This is a genomic window from Sphingomonas panaciterrae, assembly GCF_036890205.1.
Lineage (GTDB): Bacteria > Pseudomonadota > Alphaproteobacteria > Sphingomonadales > Sphingomonadaceae > Sphingomonas > Sphingomonas panaciterrae.
In genome coordinates this window covers 265,799-283,945 of record NZ_JAKNQR010000001.1, presented here as the reverse complement: position 1 = coordinate 283,945, position 18,147 = coordinate 265,799, and the positions used below count along the sequence as shown (strand labels likewise).

The window sequence follows — 18,147 nt, the reverse complement described above, 5'->3', positions numbered from 1 at the left end:
AATGAAAACGGCGCCGCATCGCTGCGGCGCCGTCCAGATCCTGGCAAAGCCTGAGGCTTACCGCTGCGCGAGGCTCACTGCGGCCACCGGCGGCGGGAAATCGAGCGAGCCGCACTTCTTCGTCTGCCACTCGCCCTTCTTTGACCAGCAGACCTTGTCGAGCCGCGGGACGCGTGATTCCGCATAGAAGGAGCGGGGGAACTGCTGCTCACCCCAAGGCGACAGGCTATTGCGCATCTCGCGCATCCGCTCCTGCGCGACCGCAGCGAAGCTGCCGCGCGGCGCATAGATCAGCGCACGGCCGATCGAACCGGCGGTCTGGCAGAAGTTGTACTGCGCCGCGATCGCGTTGAAGCTCGAATACGTCTTGGTGCCGAACTGGTCGAACGCCGTTTGCGCAGCCTTTGGCGTCTTGTGCGTGCGCTTGAAGTAGTCGTAAACCGTATCGTACGAATCCTTCAGCTCGGCCCGATGGTCGAGCAGGATTGCGTTGTAATTCTCGACCGTTAGCAACGTCGGTTCGAACTGGCACTGAAGCGCGGCGACATTCATGCCGGCACGCAGCGTCCAGGTGAGGGCCGCGCGGACCTCCTTCTCGGTCGCGCCCGGCAGTGCCTGCGCAATGCCCGGCTCATCCCCCCGGACAGCCTGACCGGAAAGGTCCTTGGACTTCATGAAAAACTGCGCCGACGCCGGCGCCGACGCGACCAGCGCAGCCATGACCACGCTCGCACCGAAGACCCGCAACCCAACCATTGATACCACTCCCCGCTACTCGCAACGCGCGGGATTCTTACGCCTTTTGGACCGAACCTCCAACACAGATCATGCCCGGCCGGTCGAATTTGTGACGCCTGAATCAGAAAGGCCGCCCGGTTGCCCAGGCGGCCCATTAAATCACGTCAGAGACGCGATGATTACATCGCGTTCGTGCCGTTCATCATCATCATGTCGTTCGACAGCATCGTGTCGTTCGCCAGCATGCCGTCGTTCATCGCGCCGTCAACCGCCGTCATGTTGTCGGTCATGGTGTCCATGCCCTCGGTGGCGTTCAGATCAGTGATGGTGGTGTTGTCGACGTTGGTTTCGGTCTTGGAACCGCAAGCCGACACGGCGAGCGCTGCAGCCGCGATGGCCGAACCGGTCAGGATCTTCGAGATAGCACGCATGGATAGCTCCCTAGATAAAGGATTTGGACGGCGGACGGATCCTTAATACCCAAATCAGACTGGATATTAGTCAGAGAACGCCGCCCCCTCAAGTCTCGATTTTACGCGAACAAGTTAGACTTTCGAGGAAAGCGCGGCTCGTCAACGCCAACGCAGCATCAAAGGTTTCAATATCATGGCTGGCCCCCAACGCCGCGGCGCTGGTCACGGGATAGTCGGCGATGCCGCAGGGCACAATCCCCGTGAAGTGCGACAGATCGGGCGAAAGGTTCACGGAGAAGCCGTGCATCGTCACCCAGCGGCGCACGCGCACGCCGATTGCGCCGATCTTCGCTTCCCGGCCCTGCGCGTCCCGGGTCCAGATCCCGATCCGGCCCTCGGCGCGAAATGCGGGAATGTCCATCTGCGCCAAAGCGGCGATGATCCATCCTTCCAGTGCGTGGACGAAACAGCGCACGTCACGCCCGCGCTCCGCCAGGTTCAGGACGAGATAGCCGATCCGCTGTCCAGGCCCATGATAGGTGTAGCGGCCGCCGCGGCCGGCATCGACGACGGGAAAGCGCGCGTCGAGCAACTCGTCGGCGGACGCGCTGGTCCCGGCCGTGTAGACGGCGGGATGTTCGAGGAGCCAGACAAGCTCGCGCGCCTCGCCCGCCGCGACGGCGGCCGCCCGCGCCTCCATCTCCTTCAGTGCCGCAGAATAGTCGGTCAGCCCCGGCGTCACCCGCCATTCGAGATCGTTGATGTCCATCGCACTGGAGCAGATGCGACCGGGCAGGGCGATTGGCAACCATTCGTCCGATCGAGTAGCGTCCACCCGTCGCAACAGCAGCAGAGTCGATTGATGATCAGCATGGGAACGGTGTGGGACCGCACGAAGGCGGTCATCGCCGGACGGCTCGGTATTCTGTTGTCACTTGCATTGGTGTTCCTGTTCGCGCCCACCGTCGTGCAGGCGAGCGTCGATGCCATGGCCGAGACCCCCGGCCAGCCGGGTAGCGGAACCGCGATCCTGTCGTTGATGGTGTCGCTGCTCGCGACCGTTGGCACGCTGGCGATCACGGCGGTTGCCACCGATCCCAACGTCGATCGTCCGCGCGCGGCCGCGCTGGGCATCCAGCGCCTAGGACCGGCCATCGGGATCGTCCTTCTGCTGACGCTGGCGGCCTTGCTGATCGTGATGCCCGGCGTTCTGCTGATCGTGGCGGCGGGGCTGGACGTGACCCGGGCGCAGCTTGGGCAGGCGCAGGCCAATCTGAACCTCGGTATGGCGGCGGCCGCCGGGCTGTACTTCATCCTGTTTTTCGCCCTGATGTTCTGGGTGACCGCGCGCTTCGTGCCGCTGCTGGCGGTAATCGTGAACGAGCGCCGCGGCCTGGGCGCGATCCGCCGTAGTTTCGAGCTGACGCGCGGAAGCACATGGAAGCTGATCGGCGTGCTGATCCTGTTCGGGATCGTCTGCCTCGTCGCGGTGGTGGCCGCCACCAACGTGGCCGGGCTGATCACGCGATTGATCGTCGGGCCGGATCACCCTGGCCTGGTGGCGCTGGCGGTGGCGATCGCGACGGCGGCCCTCACGGCGCTTTTCGGGATCATCCAGTCGGTTTTTTCCGGCCAGTTCTACCTTGCCGCGCGTGATGTTAAGGACGCTGCGTGACCCCTACTTTCATGAACCTGCTGGCCAACGCCTGGCGGGTGTTCCGCCGCGATGCGGACCTCATCCTGCGCATTGCCGGGCCGCTCATCTTCCTGCCGGCGCTGGCGGTCCAGCTGCTGTGCGACCCGCTGCCGGCACTGCCGACCGAGCGCGGTGATGAAGCTGCCATGGAGCAGTGGATCAACGCCGTATCCGCCTGGGGCAACAGCAACGCCTTTTTCTACGTGCTGGCGGACCTGATCGGGATGATCGGCCTGGCGACAATCGCATTGTTGCTGTTGTCGCCGGACCGGCTGACAGTGATCGGCAGCCTTGGCGCCGCCGTCCGACGCCTGTGGCGATTCGTGCTGCTCAACCTGCTCATCGCCATTCCCGTCGGGCTGGGATTGTGGCTGTTCGTCTTTCCGGGTCTCTATTTTCAGGCGCGCTTGATCGCGGCGCTGCCGGCGCTGGCTGCGGCGCCTGAGCTAAGCGCGGCGCGCGCCATCGGTCGTAGCTGGCGTCTCACTGCCAAGCCTGCCTGGGCGATCCTGGGCGCGGTCGTGTCGCTGTTTCTGGCGCAGTGGATCATCGTTCGCCCGCTGTTCCCGCTCGACACCTGGCTGCGTCAGCCGGAGCATGAGAACCCGTTCCTGATCGCCATGGTGGCGATATTGCTGACCGCCGCGACCACGATCTACAATATCGCGATCCTGATGGTGGGAACGGTGGTCTATCGCCGCGGGGTCAACAGCGGGATGTGAGGCGCGACGTCGGCGGGGAGCAGCCCGGCGACCCGCGGATCGGCAAACGTCTCCACCGTTCGCCGGATCGGGACAAAGCCCTGCGCGCGGTAGAAATTGAGCGCTGACGGGTGATCGAGCGTGCAGGTATTCACCGTGAGCCGTTCGATCCCCGGCCGCCAGGCGCGCAGCAGCGCCTCCGCCATCAGCCAGCGGCCGTGGCCACGCCCGGTCAGTTCCGGGACCAATCCGAAATAGGAAATCTCGCCAACCGACGGCTGACGAAAGTCGAGTTCGACAAAACCGATCTCGATCCCCATCGAATCCATCACCGGATAGACTTCGATCCGCGGGTCCTGAATGATCGGCAGCAGCGTGGCGTCGTCCATCACCAGCCGCGAAAACCACAGCCAGGGCGCGCCAACCCGGCGGAACAGGATTCGGTAGGCGTCGGCGCCCGGTTGCCGCCAGCGAAGAATTCGCAGGGGAGACGAGGGCAGCGGCCGTAGCGGCGGCCGCGTCGTCATCTCCAGCGTCGTGACGACGGTGGCCAGTTGGTCATCAGGAACGGGCGTCAGCCCCATGTGGCGACCGGTGGCAGGCTCATCAGAATCGCGTCGATGTTGCCGCCCGTCTTGAGGCCGAACAGCGTCCCACGGTCATAGACGAGGTTGAACTCGGCATAGCGCCCGCGCCATTCGTTGCGCGCTGCCATCTCCGCATCGGTGAAGGGCATGTTCATGCGCCGCCGCACGATTTGCGGGTAAATGTCGAGAAAGGCACGGCCGACATCTTGCGTGAACGCGAAATTGTCGGCGAACGCGCCTTCCAGATGGTCGTAGAAGATGCCGCCGACACCGCGATGAACCTTCCGGTGCGGGATGTAGAAATAATCGTCCGCCCATTTCTTGAACCGCGGGTAGTGATCCGGGTCGTGCGCGTCGCACGCCGTCTTCAGCGCCGTGTGGAAATCCTCGGTGTCCTCGCTGATTGGCAGCGGCGGGTTGAGGTCCGCGCCGCCGCCGAACCACCGCTTGGTGGTGACGAGGAAGCGGGTGTTCATGTGAACCGCCGGCACGTGCGGGTTCGCCATGTGCGCCACCAGGCTGATGCCGGTCGCGAAGAAGCGCGGATCATCGCCCGCACCATGGATCGTCTTGCCGAATTCGCTCTCGAACGTCCCGCCGACGGTGGACACGTTCACGCCGACCTTTTCGAACACGCGGCCCTTCATCACCCCGCGAACGCCGCCGCCGCCTGGCTCGCCCGACGGGTCGTGACGATCCCAGGGCGTGTAGGTGAAGCTGGCCTCCGATCCTGCCTCGCGCTCGATCGCCTCGAATGCGGCGCAGATCTGGTCGCGGAGATGCTCGAACCATTGGCGAGCGGCGGTCTGTTCTGGATCGAGCGTCAGCATGATCGCGCCTTTAGAGACAGGGTGGATCGGGTGTCGAGGTGCCAGAATGTCCTACCGTGCAGGCGCCTCAGCATGCCTGAGCTGGCGCAGCGCCTCGGCAAGGATGATTCCCGCGCTGACTGCCACATTGAGCGATCGCATGCCCGAAAGCAGGGGAATCCGCACCGCCAAATCGGCACAAGCATGCACCTCGTCGGGTACGCCAGCGCTTTCGCTGCCGAAAAGCAGGATATCCGACTGTTCAAAACGGGCGTCCCACAGGTCGGTCGCGCCGCGCGTGCTGGCAAGCACCAGCCGGCCGTCACGCTCCTTGTTGAACGTCGGCCAATCGACGTGCCGCGTGACCTGCCCGGCCGGAAGATAGTCCATGCCGGAGCGGCGTAACGCCTTGTCACTCCACGGAAAACCCATTGGTTCGATGAGGTCGACGGGAACGCCAAAGCAGGCGGCGGTGCGCAGGATCGTTCCCACGTTGCCGGCGATGTCCGGTTCGTAAAGCGCAAGTCGCATGGCAATGCTTTAGCAATGGTGAGCCGTGCCGCCATGATGAAGCGCCGGTGAATGATCGCAAAATCACCATTGGCAGGCGCAGGGTGCGAAGCTATCAACCCGCCGACCCCGCGGGGCGATGGGGAAAAAAGGCGGGCGTCGGGGAGGCTCTTTCCAAATGCGCGTTCCCCGCCGGGGCCGGTTGGACAAGGGTTGGTGAATGGCGACGGCTGACAACACAATTACTCCGGGCGATTACCCAACGCCTGAAGCGGAAGACGGGCACGATCCCCGTCGTAGAGATTTCATCAATATCGCGGCTGTTGCATGGGCTGGCGTCGGCGCGGGCGTTATCGTCCTGCCGCTGATCAACCAGATGAACCCGTCGGGCGACGTGCTGGCTTTGTCGACGACTGAGATCGACATCAGCAAGATCGAGCCGGGTCAGTCGATCAAGTCGACGTTCCGCAAGCAGCCGCTGTTCGTGCGCAATCTGACGCCGAAGGAAATTGCCGAGGCCGATGCCGTTCCGGTGAGCGATCTGCGCGATCCGCAGACGCTTGAGGAACGCACCAAGTCGGGCAAGAAGAACTGGCTGATCACCCTGGGCGTGTGCACCCACCTGGGCTGCGTGCCGCTGGGTGCGGGCGAGGGCGAGAACAAGGGGCCGTTCGGCGGCTATTTCTGCCCGTGTCACGGCTCTGCCTATGACACTGCCGGCCGCATCCGCTCCGGTCCCGCACCGACGAACCTCGTCGTTCCCGAATATGAATTCACGTCCGACACCGTCGTGACGGTCGGTTGAGGTAGCACACAGATGAGCTTTCCCTGGGCCAAGCATTATGAGCCAAAGCAGCCGCTGATGCGGTGGATGGACGAGAAGCTGCCGCTGCCGCGCCTCGTCTACAACGCTGTTGGCGCCGGTTATCCGGTGCCGCGCAATCTCAACTATTTCTGGAACTTCGGCGTGCTCGCCGGCCTGGCGCTGGTGTGCCAGATCGTGACGGGCATCGTGTTGGCGATGCATTATGCGCCTAACAGCCTGGTCGCCTTCGGCTCGGTCGAAAGCATCATGCGCGACGTCAACGGCGGCTGGTTCCTGCGCTATGCGCATGCCAACGGCGCCTCGATGTTCCTCGCCGTGGTCTACATCCACATTGCCCGCGGCCTGTATTACGGGTCGTACAAGGCGCCGCGCGAAATGGTGTGGCTGCTGGGTGTCGTGATCTTCCTTCTCATGATGGCGACCGCCTTCATGGGCTACGTGCTGCCGTGGGGCCAGATGAGCTTCTGGGGTGCGCAGGTGATCACCGGCTTCTTCTCGGCCATTCCCTTGGTCGGTGAGCCGATCCGCGTGCTGCTGCTGGGCGGCTATGCGCCGGATAATGCTGCGCTGAACCGGTTCTTCTCGCTGCACTATCTGCTGCCGTTCGTCATCGCGGGCGTCATCATCCTGCACATCTGGGCGCTGCACATCCCGGGTTCGAACAACCCGACCGGCGTCGACGTGAAGGGTGAGCAGGACACCGTTCCGTTCCACCCGTATTACACGGCCAAGGACGGCGTCGGCGTTGCCGTGTTCTTCCTGGTCTTCGCGGCGCTGATCTTCTTCTCGCCGAACATGCTGGGTCACCCGGACAATTACATCGAGGCGAACCCGCTCTCGACGCCGGCGCACATCGTTCCGGAATGGTACTTCCTGCCGTTCTACGCGATCCTGAAGAGCTTCACCGCGGACTTCATCCTGACGGGCAAGCTGTGGGGCGTGCTGGCGATGTTCGGCTCGATCCTGCTGCTGTTCTTCCTGCCGTGGCTCGACAGCTCGCCGGTTCGTTCGGCCAACTATCGTCCGACGTACCGCTGGTTCCTGGCCGTGCTCGCAATCGACGTGCTGGTCCTGGGCTATATCGGTGGCGCGGAAGCGAATGCTCGCAACGTCATCATCGGTCAGATCGCGACGGCTTATTACTTCGCGCACTTCCTGATCATCCTGCCGATCGTCTCGCGCTCGGAGCGTCCGCGCCCGCTGCCGAATTCGATCACCGAGGCGGTGCTTGCCAAGCATGGCGGAACCTCGCCTGCACAGACCGCGCTGGCACACTGAGCCGATACGGGGGAATTGAAAGAAAATGGTTCGTACCATCGCACTCCTGATCGGCGCGGGATTCGTCTTCGTGCTCGGTATCGCGCTGTTCGGGACGGTTTCCACCGCGATCAGTGATCCGGCACCGGAGACCGCCGAACATGAGTTCCACCTCCATCCCAAGGATGCGGGGCTCTCCTCCGCTGGCCTGTTCGGCAAGTTCGACAAGCAGCAGCTGCAGCGTGGCCTCAAGGTCTACCAGGAGGTTTGCGCCGCCTGCCACAGCCTGAAGTATGTCTCGTTCCGCGACTTCGAGCAGCTCGGCTACAGCGAGGGCCAGGTGAAGGCGCTTGCCCAGGCGTGGCCGATCGAGCAGCCGAGCGTGAACCCGGACACGGGCGAAGCGATGACGCGGAAGAACATCCCGTCTGACCGTATCCCGAGCCCGTACCCGAACGAGGTCGCGGCGCGTGCGGCCAACAACAATGCGCTGCCGCCTGATCTGTCCCTGATCACCAAGGCTCGTCATGATGGCGCCAATTACGTTGCGTCGCTGCTGGACGGCTATCAGAACCAGCCGGCAGAGTTGCTGCGTAAGTTCCCGGACGCGAAGACGCCGCAGGGCCTTCACTACAACCCGTACTTCGCGAACCTGAACATCGCGATGCCGCCGCCCATCACGGCCGACGGGCAGGTGACCTACGAGGACGGCACGCCGGCGACCAAGGAGCAGATGTCGAAGGACGTGTCGGCATTCCTCGCCTGGACCGCGGAGCCGAACCTGGAATCGCGTCACGCCGCAGGATTTGCCGCGATCATCTTCCTCGCGATCTTCGTGTTCCTGACCTGGGGCGCGTACCAGAACGTCTGGCGCGGGGTTAAGCACTGAGCTGAACCAGAACGATCCCGGGCACGCCGGCCGGGATCGATAGCGAGAAAGCCCCGGTCGCCATTCGCGGCCGGGGCTTTTTTGTTGTGCGGCTTGCGGTCGCTTCGGTGCGAGCGCATGACCCGCCGTATGAGCACGAACGAGAGCCCTGAGATCAGCGCGGCCAGCCGCCATGTCGCAGCGGCAAACGCCGATAATGCCGATCTGAAGGCGCTGATCCGGACCATCCCGGACTTCCCGAAGCCGGGTATCCAGTTTCGTGACGTGACCACGCTGCTGCTGGATCGTTGCGGCTTTTCGAGCTGCGTCGGGCGGATGGCAGCGGCAGCTCCCGGTCCGGTTGATCTGGTCGCCGGGGTCGAGGCGCGGGGCTTTCTGTTCGCCGGTGCGCTCGCCGATCGATTGAATGCGGGCGTGCTCCTGATCCGCAAGGACGGCAAGCTGCCGGGTGCCACGATCGCGGAGGATTATGCCCTGGAGTACGGGCAGGATCGGATCGCGATGCACGCAGACGCCTGCGCCCCCGACGCACGCGTGCTGCTGGTCGACGATCTGATCGCCACGGGCGGGACGGCGCGCGCCGCCGTGCGCCTGTTGCGCAAGGCGGGGGCCCGGGTCGTCCAGGCACAATTCCTCGTTGACCTGCCCGAGCTGGGCGGCGCCGACGCGCTACGGAAGGACGGGGTGGATGTGCATGCCCTGGTGGCCTTCGAGGGCCATTAGGAACTTCGCCGACCGCTTGTCGTTGTCGATAAATTGGCGGCGCGTATCAGCCGCTTCTCCGCTGTTGTAGGAGGATGCCATGAACTGGCAGCGTGCAGGGCTGATCGCCATCATCTCGGCCCTTGGTTTCGCCTCGAGTGCCTGTACCGATGGCTATGGCTATAGTGGCGTCGGTCTCGGCTACGGCTCGGGCTATTATGGCGATCCCTATTACGGGGACCCCTATTATTACGGCGGTGCACCCTATGGCGTCGGGCTGGGCGGCACCTTCGGCTGGTACGACAATTTCTATTATCCCGGCACCGGCGTCTATGTGTACGATCAGTACCGTCGCCCGCGGCGCTGGAACAATGCGCAGCGACGCTATTGGCAGAGCAGGCCTGGCTGGAACCAGCCCAATCGTCGACCCGATTGGGGTGGCTTCAATCGTCCCGACCGCCCCGGGCGGCCGAACTGGGGTTCGGGTCGCCCGGGCAATCCCGATGCCGTGCGTCCGGGGCGGCCGCGCCCGCCCGGCGCCGCCCCGGGCCAGCGGCCAAATCCCTGGAACACTCCGGGATATAATCGTCCGCAGAACCCCGGTCGCCAGCCCGGTGCCGGTCGTCCGCAAGGCCCCCGGCCGGGTGGCTTCGGCAACCGGGGTGGGCCAGGGCGCGGCGCCGACCGCCCCGTCACCCGCCCACAGTGATCCCGCCCGCGCGCTGAACGGCGCGCGCGGCAGGCATTGGTGATGGTCAGCTAGGTCGCCGGTCGCGTGGCAATCAGGCCGTTCGATACCATGGTCATGACCACGACGTCGTCCTGGTTGAAGACGCTCATCCGGCTTTTGAAAATGCCCATCTCGGGCCGCGACTGCGACTGGCGCTTTTCGATCACCTCGGTCTCGCAGCGAAGCGTATCCCCGGGATAGACCGGCTTGACCCAGCGAAGCTCGTCGATCCCCGGCGAACCCAGCCCGGCAGACGGGTGGCGCTTCCCGTTCTCCACGATCATCGACATCACGATCGCGCAGGTGTGCCACCCGCTGGCGGACAGCCGCCCGAAATGGGTCTGGGCGGCGGCGTCGTCGGACAGGTGAAAGGGCTGCGGGTCGTAGCGCGATGCGAAGTCGACGACCTCCTCGCGCGTTACCTTGTAATTGCCGAAACTTGCCCGCGCACCGACCTCGATGTCTTCGAAATATTGCATTGCCTCTCCTATCTGCGCCGTAGCACCGGGCGGAACACCGCATCCGTGCTGTCCAGCGTAGGGTCGGCGGGCAGGCCGAGCAATGTACGAAGCAGGGGGGCAACGGCGACATTGTCAAAGGCGCCGACCTTCTTCCCCGGGGCGAACGCGGGGCCGTTGGCGATGAACAGCGCCTGCATGCTGGGCGCATAAGGGTCAAAGCCGTGGTTGCCGCGCGTGTACGTCATGGTCGGTGCCGTCTTCTGAAGCTCCCAGCCGTCCTCGGCGAGGCACAGGAACGCAGGAACGCGGACGTTCTGGCCATAATGGAACTGGGCCGGAATCGCCTCCTTGCGCCAGCATTCCATATGGGCGTGCGGCTTGAGCAACGCCGCCGCGACGGCGGCATCGCGGCCGGGCAGCGGCGCGAAGGTCGCATAGGGGCCGCTTTCGACAACGCGCGCGTCGGTGGCGGGAACGATGCGGTCAAGCGCGACCACGCGCTCGCTCGACGTCTGCGACATGCCGTGGTCTGATACGATGATGAGGTTGGCGGGCTGCCCCAGCTCGGCAAGGCCCTCCACCAAGGCGCCGATCTGGCGATCCACCTCGGCAAGCGCGGTGTTCACGCCTGGTGAGTTCGGCCCGTTGCGATGTCCTTCCGTATCGACCACGTCGAAGTAGGTGGTGACGAAGCGCGGGCGGCTGGCGGCCGGACGCCGCATCCAGTCGATCACCTGGCGCACGCGATTGTCGCCGGGAAGCTGCTGGCTGAAGGCTTGCCAGTCATAGGGCCGGGTGCCGCCGGTAATATCGTTCGGCCAGGCTGTCGCGCGCGCGCCGCCCCAAGCGACGTTCGAGCCGGGCCAGAACATCGAGGCGGTCGGAATGCCGGCCTCTTCCGCGGTCACCCAGATCGGCGGCACGGCGTTCCACCAGAAGGGATCGTCGCTCGCCATGGTGAAGACCTCACCCGGGCGACTGGGATCCTCCATCATGTTGGCGGCGATGCCATGCCGGTCGGGACGTACGCCGGTGACGATGGTCCAGTGATTGGGAAAGGTCTTGGAGGGAAAAGAGGGGCGCATCGGCCCTGTCACGCCCCCCGCCGCGAGACGCGACAGGTTCGGCGTCAGACCACGCTTCAGATAATCGGGATGAAAACCGTCGATCGAGATGAGGATCGTGACGGGTGCCCGCTGCATTTCGATGGCGGCGCTTGTCACACCAGCCGGCGCGGTTGCGGAGGGGAGGGCCGGCGGCGTCTCGGGATAGGCGCAACCGGCGAGGGCGGTCAGAGCAGCGAAGGCAGGAACGAGTCGACGGATCATGGCGCCCCGTTAGCTCGCGTCACCGCTCCTGTCTTGCGCAGCATTGTTACAGCAGGCGAATTTGCCCGCCGGATGGAGGCCGCGATCAGCGGCACTCCATCGCGTCACCGAAGCCTCAGCGCGCCGCCGGTGCGTCCGCCGGCGTAACGCGCCAGATGACGTTGCCGACATCGTCCGCGACCAGCATGGCGCCGGTACGATCGCCGATGACCCCCACCGGGCGGCCCATCGCCTTGCCGTCCGCGTCGAGGAAGCCCGTCAGCACGTCGACGGGCTTGGAGCCGGGCACCGGCCAGCCCTTGTCGGTAAAGGGCACGAAGACGACCTTGTAGCCAGACGGCGGCACGCGGTTCCACGAACCATGTTCGCCAATGAACGCGCCATAGTTGAACCGCTGACCCAGCTTCACGTCACCTGCGAAGGTGAGGCCCAGCGCCGCGACGTGCGGCCCCAGCGCATAGTCGGGGCGCTTTGAATATTGCTGAAGCTGCGGGTTGCCCGGCTCCACGCGCTTGTCCGGATAGCCGCCCCAATAATACCACGGCCACCCGAAATGGTCGCCGAGCTCGACGGCGGTCAGGTAATCGGGGACGATGTCGGAGCCGAGCATGTCGCGCTCGTTGACCACGGTCCACAGCTGGTTCGACTGCGGATTGATCGCCATGCCATTGGCGTTGCGCAAGCCTGCGGCATAGATGCGCGAGGTCTTTTCCTTCGGCCACACCTGCAGGATCACCGCGCGACGACGCTCCAGATCGAGGCCCTTTTCGGCGACGTTGGAGGCCGACCCCACCGACACGTACAGCGTGCGGCCGTCCTCCGCCGGGATGACGTTGCGCGCCCAATGGTTTTCCCCGCCCGGCAGCTTCACCACGACTTCCGGTGTGGCGGTGATCTTGGTGGCGCCTTCCTCATAGGGCACGCGCACCAGCGCATCGGTGTTGGCGATGTACAGATGCCCGTCGAACAGCGTGATGCCGAAGGGCGAGTTCAGGCCGGTCATGAATTCCGACCGGAAATCAACGCGGCCGTCGCCATTCTCATCCCGCAGCAACGTGATGCGGTTGGCCGACGGTACGCCCGCGCCCGCACGCCCCATCAGGTACCGCATGACACGATCGACGAAGCTGCGCCCGCGCGGCGGAGAGTTGGTCTCTGCCACCAGGATGTCGCCATTGGGCAGGCGATACATCCAGCGGGGGTGATCGAGATTGTCGGCGAAACGCTCGACCTTAAGGCCCGCCGCCGGCGTCGGCTTCGCACCCGCCGGCCAGCCGATCGCATCGGCAACCTTGACGGTCGGGATGATCTGACTGCGCGGCGCGGTGATGTTTGGACGCTGCCCGGTCACCTCCTGCACATCGAGCCGCGCCTTGTCGGGCCAGCTCAGCCAGGCGAAAATGCCCACCGCCACCAGGACGATCAGGCCAAGCACGATCAGGATGTGTTTGCGCATGCGCGGTGAGATAGACTGACGCCGCAGGGCGGGGAAGGGGGGAGATGCTTCGCCCCGCCAGCGACCGCTGCGTCAGCGCAGAAGCTGATCGCCCAGCAGCAGGAGCAATTTCACGTCCATCGCGACGCCTTCTGCGCGCTTGGCGTCGACGAAGAATTTCACCTCGGCCAGCGGCACGAGATGGACGGTGATCTGCTCATGCTCGTCGCCGCCGCCATCACCCACCTTGCTAAGGTTGCCCGCGCGCACCAGCGTGAAGCCCTCGCTGACCATGCCGGGCGATGAGTTGAACTCACCGATGATGTCGATCGCACCGGCGCGGTAGCCGGTTTCTTCCTCCAGCTCGCGCACGGCGGCATCCGCCACATCCTCGCCCGCATCGGTGTCACCCACCAGGCCGGCGGGAAGCTCAAGACAGCGGCGGCCGAGGGGGACGCGGTACTGCTCGACCAGAACGATCTCGTCTGCGTCGGTGATCGCCAGGATGACCGCGGCCTGCATGTCGCCTGACCGCGCGGCATATTCCCACGGCCCCTGCTTCAGCACCTTGATGAAGCGGCCTTCCCACATCGTGGCGGGCGGTTCATCTGCCATCGTCAGAGCTCGATCAGGCGGTCGGGCAGCTCATTCGGATTGCTGCCGCTGCGGGGGAAATGCTCGGCCAGCACGACGCCGATCTCCTCGACCGCCGCGGCCATGCCCTCGCCGGCGCGGCCGTCCTTCACGCCAGCAATCAGCGCCGCCATCGCATGGCCCCAGACGTCGGGCGACACACGCTCGTGGATACCGACGTCCGCGATGATCTCCGCGCGATGCTCGGCGAGGCTCAGGTACAGGAGCACGCCGGTGGCCGCCATCGTGCGATGCTCCGCGGAGGCGCGAAACAGCGCCAGCGCCCGGCGGCGCACGCGGCGCGCCTTGGTCGCGCGCGGCGTCAGCGCGATCCGAAGCGGCGCAGCCGTCAGGATCAGCCGAACCGCAACAAAGGCCAGCGCCGCCAGCGCGGTCGCAATGGTGAGCGCCGCGCCGGTGGAGACATGATCGGTCCAGGGATCGCGGATCAGCGCGTGGAGGTGATCGACCCATTCCGGAAAGGTCGCCAGTACGGCCAGCACCAGCAGCATGGCGAGCGCGGCATAGTGGACGACGATGTCGACATAGCTGTCCGACCGGCCGGCGACGATCGTGACGATCTCCCCGCTCGTATTCGCTTCGGCAGCCTTAACCGCAGCGGTTACCGCCGCATGATCTTCGGGGCTCAGATGCATTACCAATCCCCCGAGGCGCCGCCGCCGCCGAAGCCGCCACCGCCGCCGCCGCCGAAGCCGCCGCCACCCCAGCCGCCACCGCCGCCACCCCAATCGCCGCCGCCGGAGCCACCGCCCCAGCCGCCACGGCCGGCCTCTCGGCCAATCTCGTTGGCGATCGACCAGAGCACGACCGGGAGAGCGCCGCTGCCATCGCCGCGATAGCGCTTGCCGCCACCGCCGCGACGACGCGCGACCGACAGAAAGACGAAGAGCGCGACCATGCCCCAGAAGACGATGCCGATCGGCACGCCGTCGCCGCCGGTGCGCTGCGCCTTGTTGGCCTGATCGAACTGCTTCACCGCCGCATCGAGCCGCGCCTGCGCCTCCTCGGGCGAGGAGCGCAGCTGAGTCACCAGCGCATCGGTGCCCGCCGCGATGCCGCCCGGCAGGTCACCCGCCTTGAAGCGCGGGAGGATTGCCTGGTTGATGATCACGCTCGACAGTGCATCGGTGATGAAGGGTTCCAGCCCGTAACCGACCTCGATGCGCACCTTGCGCTCGTTCGGCGCGACGAGAAGGATGGCGCCATTGTCGACATCCTTCAGGCCGACGCCCCATTCGCGTCCCAGCTTGTAGCCATATTCCTCGACCGGATAATTCTCGAGGCTAGGTACCGTGACCACCACCAGCTGCCGCTTCGTGTCACGCTGAAGCGCGTCGAGCTTGGTGGTCAGGTCCGCCTCCACCTGGGGTGGCAGGACGTTCGCGGCATCGACGACGAACCCGGTGAACTTCGGGAAGGTCTGCGCGGATGACGGGCTGGCGACGAACGCCAGCACCATCATCATCGCGGCAAGCAGCCGGACGATCCAGGCGCGCAGCACCAACGGGGTCAATCCGCCGGTGCTGGCAGCGACACCTGCGACGAACGATCCGGCATTCCAACGAACGGGGACGGAGATGGTCATTCGGTGATCAGGCCCCGAAATCGACCTTGGGGGCTGTCTCCGCGCCCGGCGTCGTCGCGGCGAACGGCACCATCGGCTTCGCGCCGTAGAAGATCTTGGCGCCGATCGCATCCGGGAAGGTGCGGATCCTGGTGTTATATTCCTGCACCGCGGTGTTGTAGTCGTTGCGCGCGATCGTGATCCGGTTCTCGGTACCCTCGAGCTGGCTCATCAGGGTGGTGTAATTGCCCTGGCTCTTCAGCTCCGGATACGCTTCCTGCAGCCGCTGCAGCGACAGCGTCAGGCCGGCCTGCGCGCGCTGATATGCCTGCATCTTGGTCGGATCGCTCAGCTCCTCGGGCGAGACCTGGATCTGGTTGGCCGAGGCGCGGGCCTGGGTCACCTCGGTCAGGATCTCCTTCTCCTGCGCGCCGGCCGCCTTCACGGTTGACACCAGGTTGGGGATCAGATCGGCGCGGCGCTGGTACTGGTTCTGCACATCAGCCCAGCGCGCCTTGGCATTCTCCTCCGCGGTGGGCACGCTGTTGATGCCGCAGCCGGCGAGGCTCGCGGAAACAGCGACAAGAAGCAGGGGACGGAACGTCATGGGCGTGGGTCTCCAAGAAAACACTGTATGATCAATATAGGACGGTGTGCGCTCTTGGCGATAGGGCAATGCCCCGATATCGTCGCGGAAACGATGAAGGGATGAGCCATGCTCAAGGAATTCCGGGCGTTCATCGCGCGGGGCAACGTGCTGGATCTCGCCGTAGCGGTGATCATCGGCGCCGCATTCGGGAAGATCGTCACCTCCCTGACCGAAGACGTATTGATGCCGATCATCGGCCGGATCTTCGGCGGGCTCGATTTCTCGAGCTATTTCATACCGCTGGGCAAGATTCCGCCGAACCTCGCTGGCTCCACCGATTATGTCGCGCTGAAGCAGGCCGGCGTGCCGCTGATCGGCTATGGCGCCTTCGTCACGCAGGCGGTCAATTTCCTGATCGTCGCCTTCATCATCTTCATGCTGCTGCGGACGGTAAACCGCGCGATGGCCATGTTCGAGAAGGAAAAGGCGCAGGCGGCCGAGGAGCCGAAGGCAGAAGCGGCTGAAATCGCGCTTCTTCGCGAGATCCGCGACGAACTGAAGGCGCGTCCCCCTGCATGATCGCCGGGGGCGGCCGCAGCCTGCTCAGGCCGCGGCCATCTCCTCTGCCGTCGCGTCGGCCAGGCTGGTGCCGTCGAGGATCCGTGCGGTTTCGTCGCGAACCCGCGCCATCGCGTGCCGGATGGCGCAGTCCGCCTCGCTCTTGCAGTCCTTGCAGGGGCGATAAGCGGTGCGGCTCACGCAGGGCACCAGCGCGAGCGGCCCTTCGATCACGCGGATGATCTCGCCCAGGGAGATGAGGTGTGCTGGCCGGGCGAGCATGTACCCGCCCATCTTGCCACGATGGCTGTGCAGCAACCCGGCATCGCGCAGATCGGCGAGGATCAGCTCAAGAAACTTGCGCGGCACATTCGCCTCTACGGCGATGCGGTTCATCGGCACGGGCGGGCCGCCGGCCGGTGTCGTCGCGAGGAAGATCATCGAGCGGAGGCCGTAACGGGAACGCTGGGTAAGCATGATACCCTGTTATATGCACCCGCATTATGGCGACTGGAAGGCGCGCCGGCCAACTTTCTAGCCCTTCCAACTTTCTGTCCGCCATCCTATATGGGTCGGGCTCGCGGGGCTTGCCCCGCGGCTATGGCGATAAACGCCGGCGAAGAATAGGCACAGCGGACCCGGGGGCAGTACCCGGCGGCTCCACCATCGCTTCTGCTTTCAGCAGGGACGTTGACGGGGCCGAACCAGGATCGACGTGTGTTGAAAAGCGCTGGTTTTTGCTCGGAATGGGACCACCGTGACGGCCCATACACAAGTGCCAACGATAACGAAGCACTCGCGATTGCGGCGTAACCTGACGGCTTAACGGCCTAAGGTTACACCAAAATAGCGCGGTTGGACCGCACCGGGCAACAGAAGCGGATTCCAGCGGCACGGGGAGCGCCGGGCAACAGAAGCTCCCCACCCGTTCCGTTCGGCCCGCTGTTCGAAGGCGTGTCGCCGATCCCCGATCGACCTTCGTCTTGCTATCGCCGGACTGGCGCGCAAATAGACGTCATGGCGATCACCAGCGTACCCGGTCATCCTTCCGCTCACCGCGCCGCGATCGGCGCTGCGGTGGCAGCACGGCTTGATGCGGACCCCCGATCGATCCGGCTGCCCAGCGAGCAAGCGGCGGCGTGGAAGATTCCGAACTATCTGGACGTTGCGACGTGCAAGCGGCTGGTCGCGATGATCGACGCTAATCGGCGCCCCTCGACCTTGTTGTCGGACAGCGGCGACAGCTCGTTCCGCACGTCGGAAAGCTGCGACATGAACCGCCGCGCGCCCGATATCGAGCCGATCGACGTGGGCCTCGCCAACCTGCTGGGCATTGACCCTGCCTGGGGCGAGACGATGCAGGGGCAACGCTACGCCCCCGGTCAGTATTTCAAGGCGCATCACGATTATTTTCACGAGGGCGAAAGCTACTGGCCGTCTATGAAGGCGTCCGGCGGGCAGCGCGTGTGGACCGCGATGATCTTCCTCAACGACGTCGACGAGGGCGGCGCGACATGGTTTCCACAGGCCGGCGTGCGCGTGAAGCCAAAGCGGGGCACGCTGCTCGCCTGGAACAACATGAACCCCGATGGCAGCCCCAACACCGCGACCCTGCACGAGGGGACGTCGGTGTCGGAGGGCGTGAAGTACATCATCACCAAATGGTTCCGCGAAGCGCCCTGGACCCCGGCGGCGTGACG

The 18,147-nt window shown here is 65.0% G+C and carries 23 protein-coding genes and 1 other RNA gene; 10 read left to right on the top strand and 14 right to left on the bottom strand.

Annotated elements, in window-relative coordinates; all coding sequences use genetic code 11:
* Positions 1 to 57 precede the first annotated feature (57 nt).
* The 3 genes from L8F96_RS01395 to lipB all read right to left on the bottom strand — a co-directional run bounded on the left by L8F96_RS01395 (position 58) and on the right by lipB (position 1,920).
* Positions 58 to 756 (bottom strand): hypothetical protein, encoded by a 699-nt coding sequence (locus L8F96_RS01395; RefSeq protein ID WP_125944449.1) that lies wholly within the window; start codon positions 754 to 756, stop codon positions 58 to 60.
* 161 nt (positions 757 to 917) lie between these two features.
* Complete coding sequence (locus tag L8F96_RS01390; protein WP_046410108.1) at positions 918 to 1,169, bottom strand: hypothetical protein; 252 nt, start codon at positions 1,167 to 1,169, stop codon at positions 918 to 920.
* Positions 1,170 to 1,257: 88 nt separating this feature from the next.
* Complete coding sequence (lipB, locus tag L8F96_RS01385) at positions 1,258 to 1,920, bottom strand: lipoyl(octanoyl) transferase LipB (protein ID WP_334655618.1); 663 nt, start codon at positions 1,918 to 1,920, stop codon at positions 1,258 to 1,260.
* Positions 1,921 to 2,013: 93 nt separating this feature from the next.
* Here lipB and L8F96_RS01380 point away from each other — a divergent pair, with 93 nt between their 5' ends.
* Positions 2,014 to 2,826: a glycerophosphoryl diester phosphodiesterase membrane domain-containing protein gene (locus L8F96_RS01380; protein ID WP_296219521.1), complete on the top strand. Its 813-nt coding sequence runs from the start codon at positions 2,014 to 2,016 to the stop codon at positions 2,824 to 2,826.
* Positions 2,823 to 3,569 (top strand): hypothetical protein, encoded by a 747-nt coding sequence (locus L8F96_RS01375; protein WP_125944450.1) that lies wholly within the window; start codon positions 2,823 to 2,825, stop codon positions 3,567 to 3,569. The genes L8F96_RS01380 and L8F96_RS01375 overlap by 4 nt, the downstream gene beginning before the upstream one ends.
* Here L8F96_RS01375 and L8F96_RS01370 read toward each other — a convergent pair.
* From L8F96_RS01370 to L8F96_RS01360, 3 genes are read right to left on the bottom strand one after another with little or no spacing between them, the layout of a single operon-like run.
* On the bottom strand, positions 3,539 to 4,132 hold the full coding sequence (locus L8F96_RS01370; protein WP_334654698.1) for a GNAT family N-acetyltransferase: 594 nt from the start codon (positions 4,130 to 4,132) through the stop codon (positions 3,539 to 3,541). The two genes, L8F96_RS01375 and L8F96_RS01370, sit on opposite strands and share 31 nt — an antisense overlap.
* The gene (gene hemF / locus L8F96_RS01365; protein ID WP_145118740.1) at positions 4,123 to 4,965 is read right to left on the bottom strand and encodes an oxygen-dependent coproporphyrinogen oxidase; all 843 of its coding nucleotides are present in this window, start codon (positions 4,963 to 4,965) and stop codon (positions 4,123 to 4,125) included. Before hemF ends, L8F96_RS01370 begins: the two co-directional genes overlap by 10 nt.
* A 51-nt stretch (positions 4,966 to 5,016) precedes the next feature.
* On the bottom strand, positions 5,017 to 5,475 hold the full coding sequence (locus tag L8F96_RS01360; protein WP_334654694.1) for a tRNA (cytidine(34)-2'-O)-methyltransferase: 459 nt from the start codon (positions 5,473 to 5,475) through the stop codon (positions 5,017 to 5,019).
* A 199-nt stretch (positions 5,476 to 5,674) separates the two neighbouring features.
* Here L8F96_RS01360 and petA point away from each other — a divergent pair, with 199 nt between their 5' ends.
* From petA to L8F96_RS01335, 5 genes are all read left to right on the top strand, one after another.
* Positions 5,675 to 6,259 (top strand): ubiquinol-cytochrome c reductase iron-sulfur subunit, encoded by a 585-nt coding sequence (gene petA / locus L8F96_RS01355; protein ID WP_046410119.1) that lies wholly within the window; start codon positions 5,675 to 5,677, stop codon positions 6,257 to 6,259.
* 12 nt (positions 6,260 to 6,271) lie between these two features.
* Positions 6,272 to 7,558 carry a cytochrome b gene (locus L8F96_RS01350; protein WP_046410121.1) on the top strand — a complete coding sequence of 429 codons (1,287 nt, stop codon included), beginning with the start codon at positions 6,272 to 6,274 and terminating at the stop codon, positions 7,556 to 7,558.
* A gap of 25 nt (positions 7,559 to 7,583) precedes the next feature.
* Positions 7,584 to 8,426 (top strand): cytochrome c1, encoded by an 843-nt coding sequence (locus L8F96_RS01345; RefSeq protein ID WP_046410122.1) that lies wholly within the window; start codon positions 7,584 to 7,586, stop codon positions 8,424 to 8,426.
* A gap of 129 nt (positions 8,427 to 8,555) precedes the next feature.
* Entirely contained in the window at positions 8,556 to 9,149 is a 594-nt protein-coding gene (locus L8F96_RS01340; protein WP_082103223.1) for an adenine phosphoribosyltransferase, read from the top strand.
* Between the two features lie 79 nt (positions 9,150 to 9,228).
* The gene (locus tag L8F96_RS01335) at positions 9,229 to 9,837 is read left to right on the top strand and encodes a hypothetical protein (RefSeq protein WP_136452005.1); all 609 of its coding nucleotides are present in this window, start codon (positions 9,229 to 9,231) and stop codon (positions 9,835 to 9,837) included.
* A 50-nt stretch (positions 9,838 to 9,887) separates the two neighbouring features.
* Here the strand turns inward: L8F96_RS01335 and L8F96_RS01330 are convergent, their stop codons facing one another.
* The 7 genes from L8F96_RS01330 to L8F96_RS01300 all read right to left on the bottom strand — a co-directional run bounded on the left by L8F96_RS01330 (position 9,888) and on the right by L8F96_RS01300 (position 15,907).
* Positions 9,888 to 10,337 (bottom strand): MaoC family dehydratase, encoded by a 450-nt coding sequence (locus L8F96_RS01330; RefSeq protein ID WP_334654687.1) that lies wholly within the window; start codon positions 10,335 to 10,337, stop codon positions 9,888 to 9,890.
* An 8-nt stretch (positions 10,338 to 10,345) separates the two neighbouring features.
* Complete coding sequence (locus L8F96_RS01325; protein WP_334654685.1) at positions 10,346 to 11,647, bottom strand: alkaline phosphatase family protein; 1,302 nt, start codon at positions 11,645 to 11,647, stop codon at positions 10,346 to 10,348.
* A 115-nt stretch (positions 11,648 to 11,762) separates the two neighbouring features.
* On the bottom strand, positions 11,763 to 13,103 hold the full coding sequence (locus L8F96_RS01320) for a PQQ-dependent sugar dehydrogenase (RefSeq protein WP_334654683.1): 1,341 nt from the start codon (positions 13,101 to 13,103) through the stop codon (positions 11,763 to 11,765).
* A gap of 72 nt (positions 13,104 to 13,175) precedes the next feature.
* On the bottom strand, positions 13,176 to 13,697 hold the full coding sequence (locus tag L8F96_RS01315; RefSeq protein ID WP_046410130.1) for an NUDIX hydrolase: 522 nt from the start codon (positions 13,695 to 13,697) through the stop codon (positions 13,176 to 13,178).
* Between the two features lie 2 nt (positions 13,698 to 13,699).
* Positions 13,700 to 14,377 carry a TPM domain-containing protein gene (locus L8F96_RS01310; protein WP_417158921.1) on the bottom strand — a complete coding sequence of 226 codons (678 nt, stop codon included), beginning with the start codon at positions 14,375 to 14,377 and terminating at the stop codon, positions 13,700 to 13,702.
* The gene (locus tag L8F96_RS01305; protein ID WP_241212510.1) at positions 14,371 to 15,201 is read right to left on the bottom strand and encodes a TPM domain-containing protein; all 831 of its coding nucleotides are present in this window, start codon (positions 15,199 to 15,201) and stop codon (positions 14,371 to 14,373) included. The genes L8F96_RS01310 and L8F96_RS01305 overlap by 7 nt, the downstream gene beginning before the upstream one ends.
* Before the next feature lie 127 nt (positions 15,202 to 15,328).
* On the bottom strand, positions 15,329 to 15,907 hold the full coding sequence (locus L8F96_RS01300; RefSeq protein WP_046410133.1) for a LemA family protein: 579 nt from the start codon (positions 15,905 to 15,907) through the stop codon (positions 15,329 to 15,331).
* A gap of 108 nt (positions 15,908 to 16,015) precedes the next feature.
* Between L8F96_RS01300 and mscL the strand changes: the two genes are divergently transcribed.
* Positions 16,016 to 16,468, top strand: coding sequence for a large conductance mechanosensitive channel protein MscL (gene mscL / locus L8F96_RS01295; protein ID WP_125944456.1), 453 nt, complete (start codon positions 16,016 to 16,018; stop codon positions 16,466 to 16,468).
* A 24-nt stretch (positions 16,469 to 16,492) separates the two neighbouring features.
* Here mscL and L8F96_RS01290 read toward each other — a convergent pair whose 3' ends face one another.
* Complete coding sequence (locus L8F96_RS01290) at positions 16,493 to 16,924, bottom strand: RrF2 family transcriptional regulator (protein ID WP_046410136.1); 432 nt, start codon at positions 16,922 to 16,924, stop codon at positions 16,493 to 16,495.
* 60 nt (positions 16,925 to 16,984) lie between these two features.
* Between L8F96_RS01290 and ssrA the strand changes: the two genes are divergently transcribed.
* Together ssrA and L8F96_RS01280 are read left to right on the top strand one after the other, a co-directional pair.
* Positions 16,985 to 17,334, top strand: a transfer-messenger RNA (tmRNA) gene (ssrA, locus tag L8F96_RS01285).
* A gap of 130 nt (positions 17,335 to 17,464) precedes the next feature.
* Positions 17,465 to 18,145 carry a prolyl hydroxylase family protein gene (locus L8F96_RS01280; RefSeq protein ID WP_046410137.1) on the top strand — a complete coding sequence of 227 codons (681 nt, stop codon included), beginning with the start codon at positions 17,465 to 17,467 and terminating at the stop codon, positions 18,143 to 18,145.
* Positions 18,146 to 18,147: the final 2 nt, after the last annotated feature.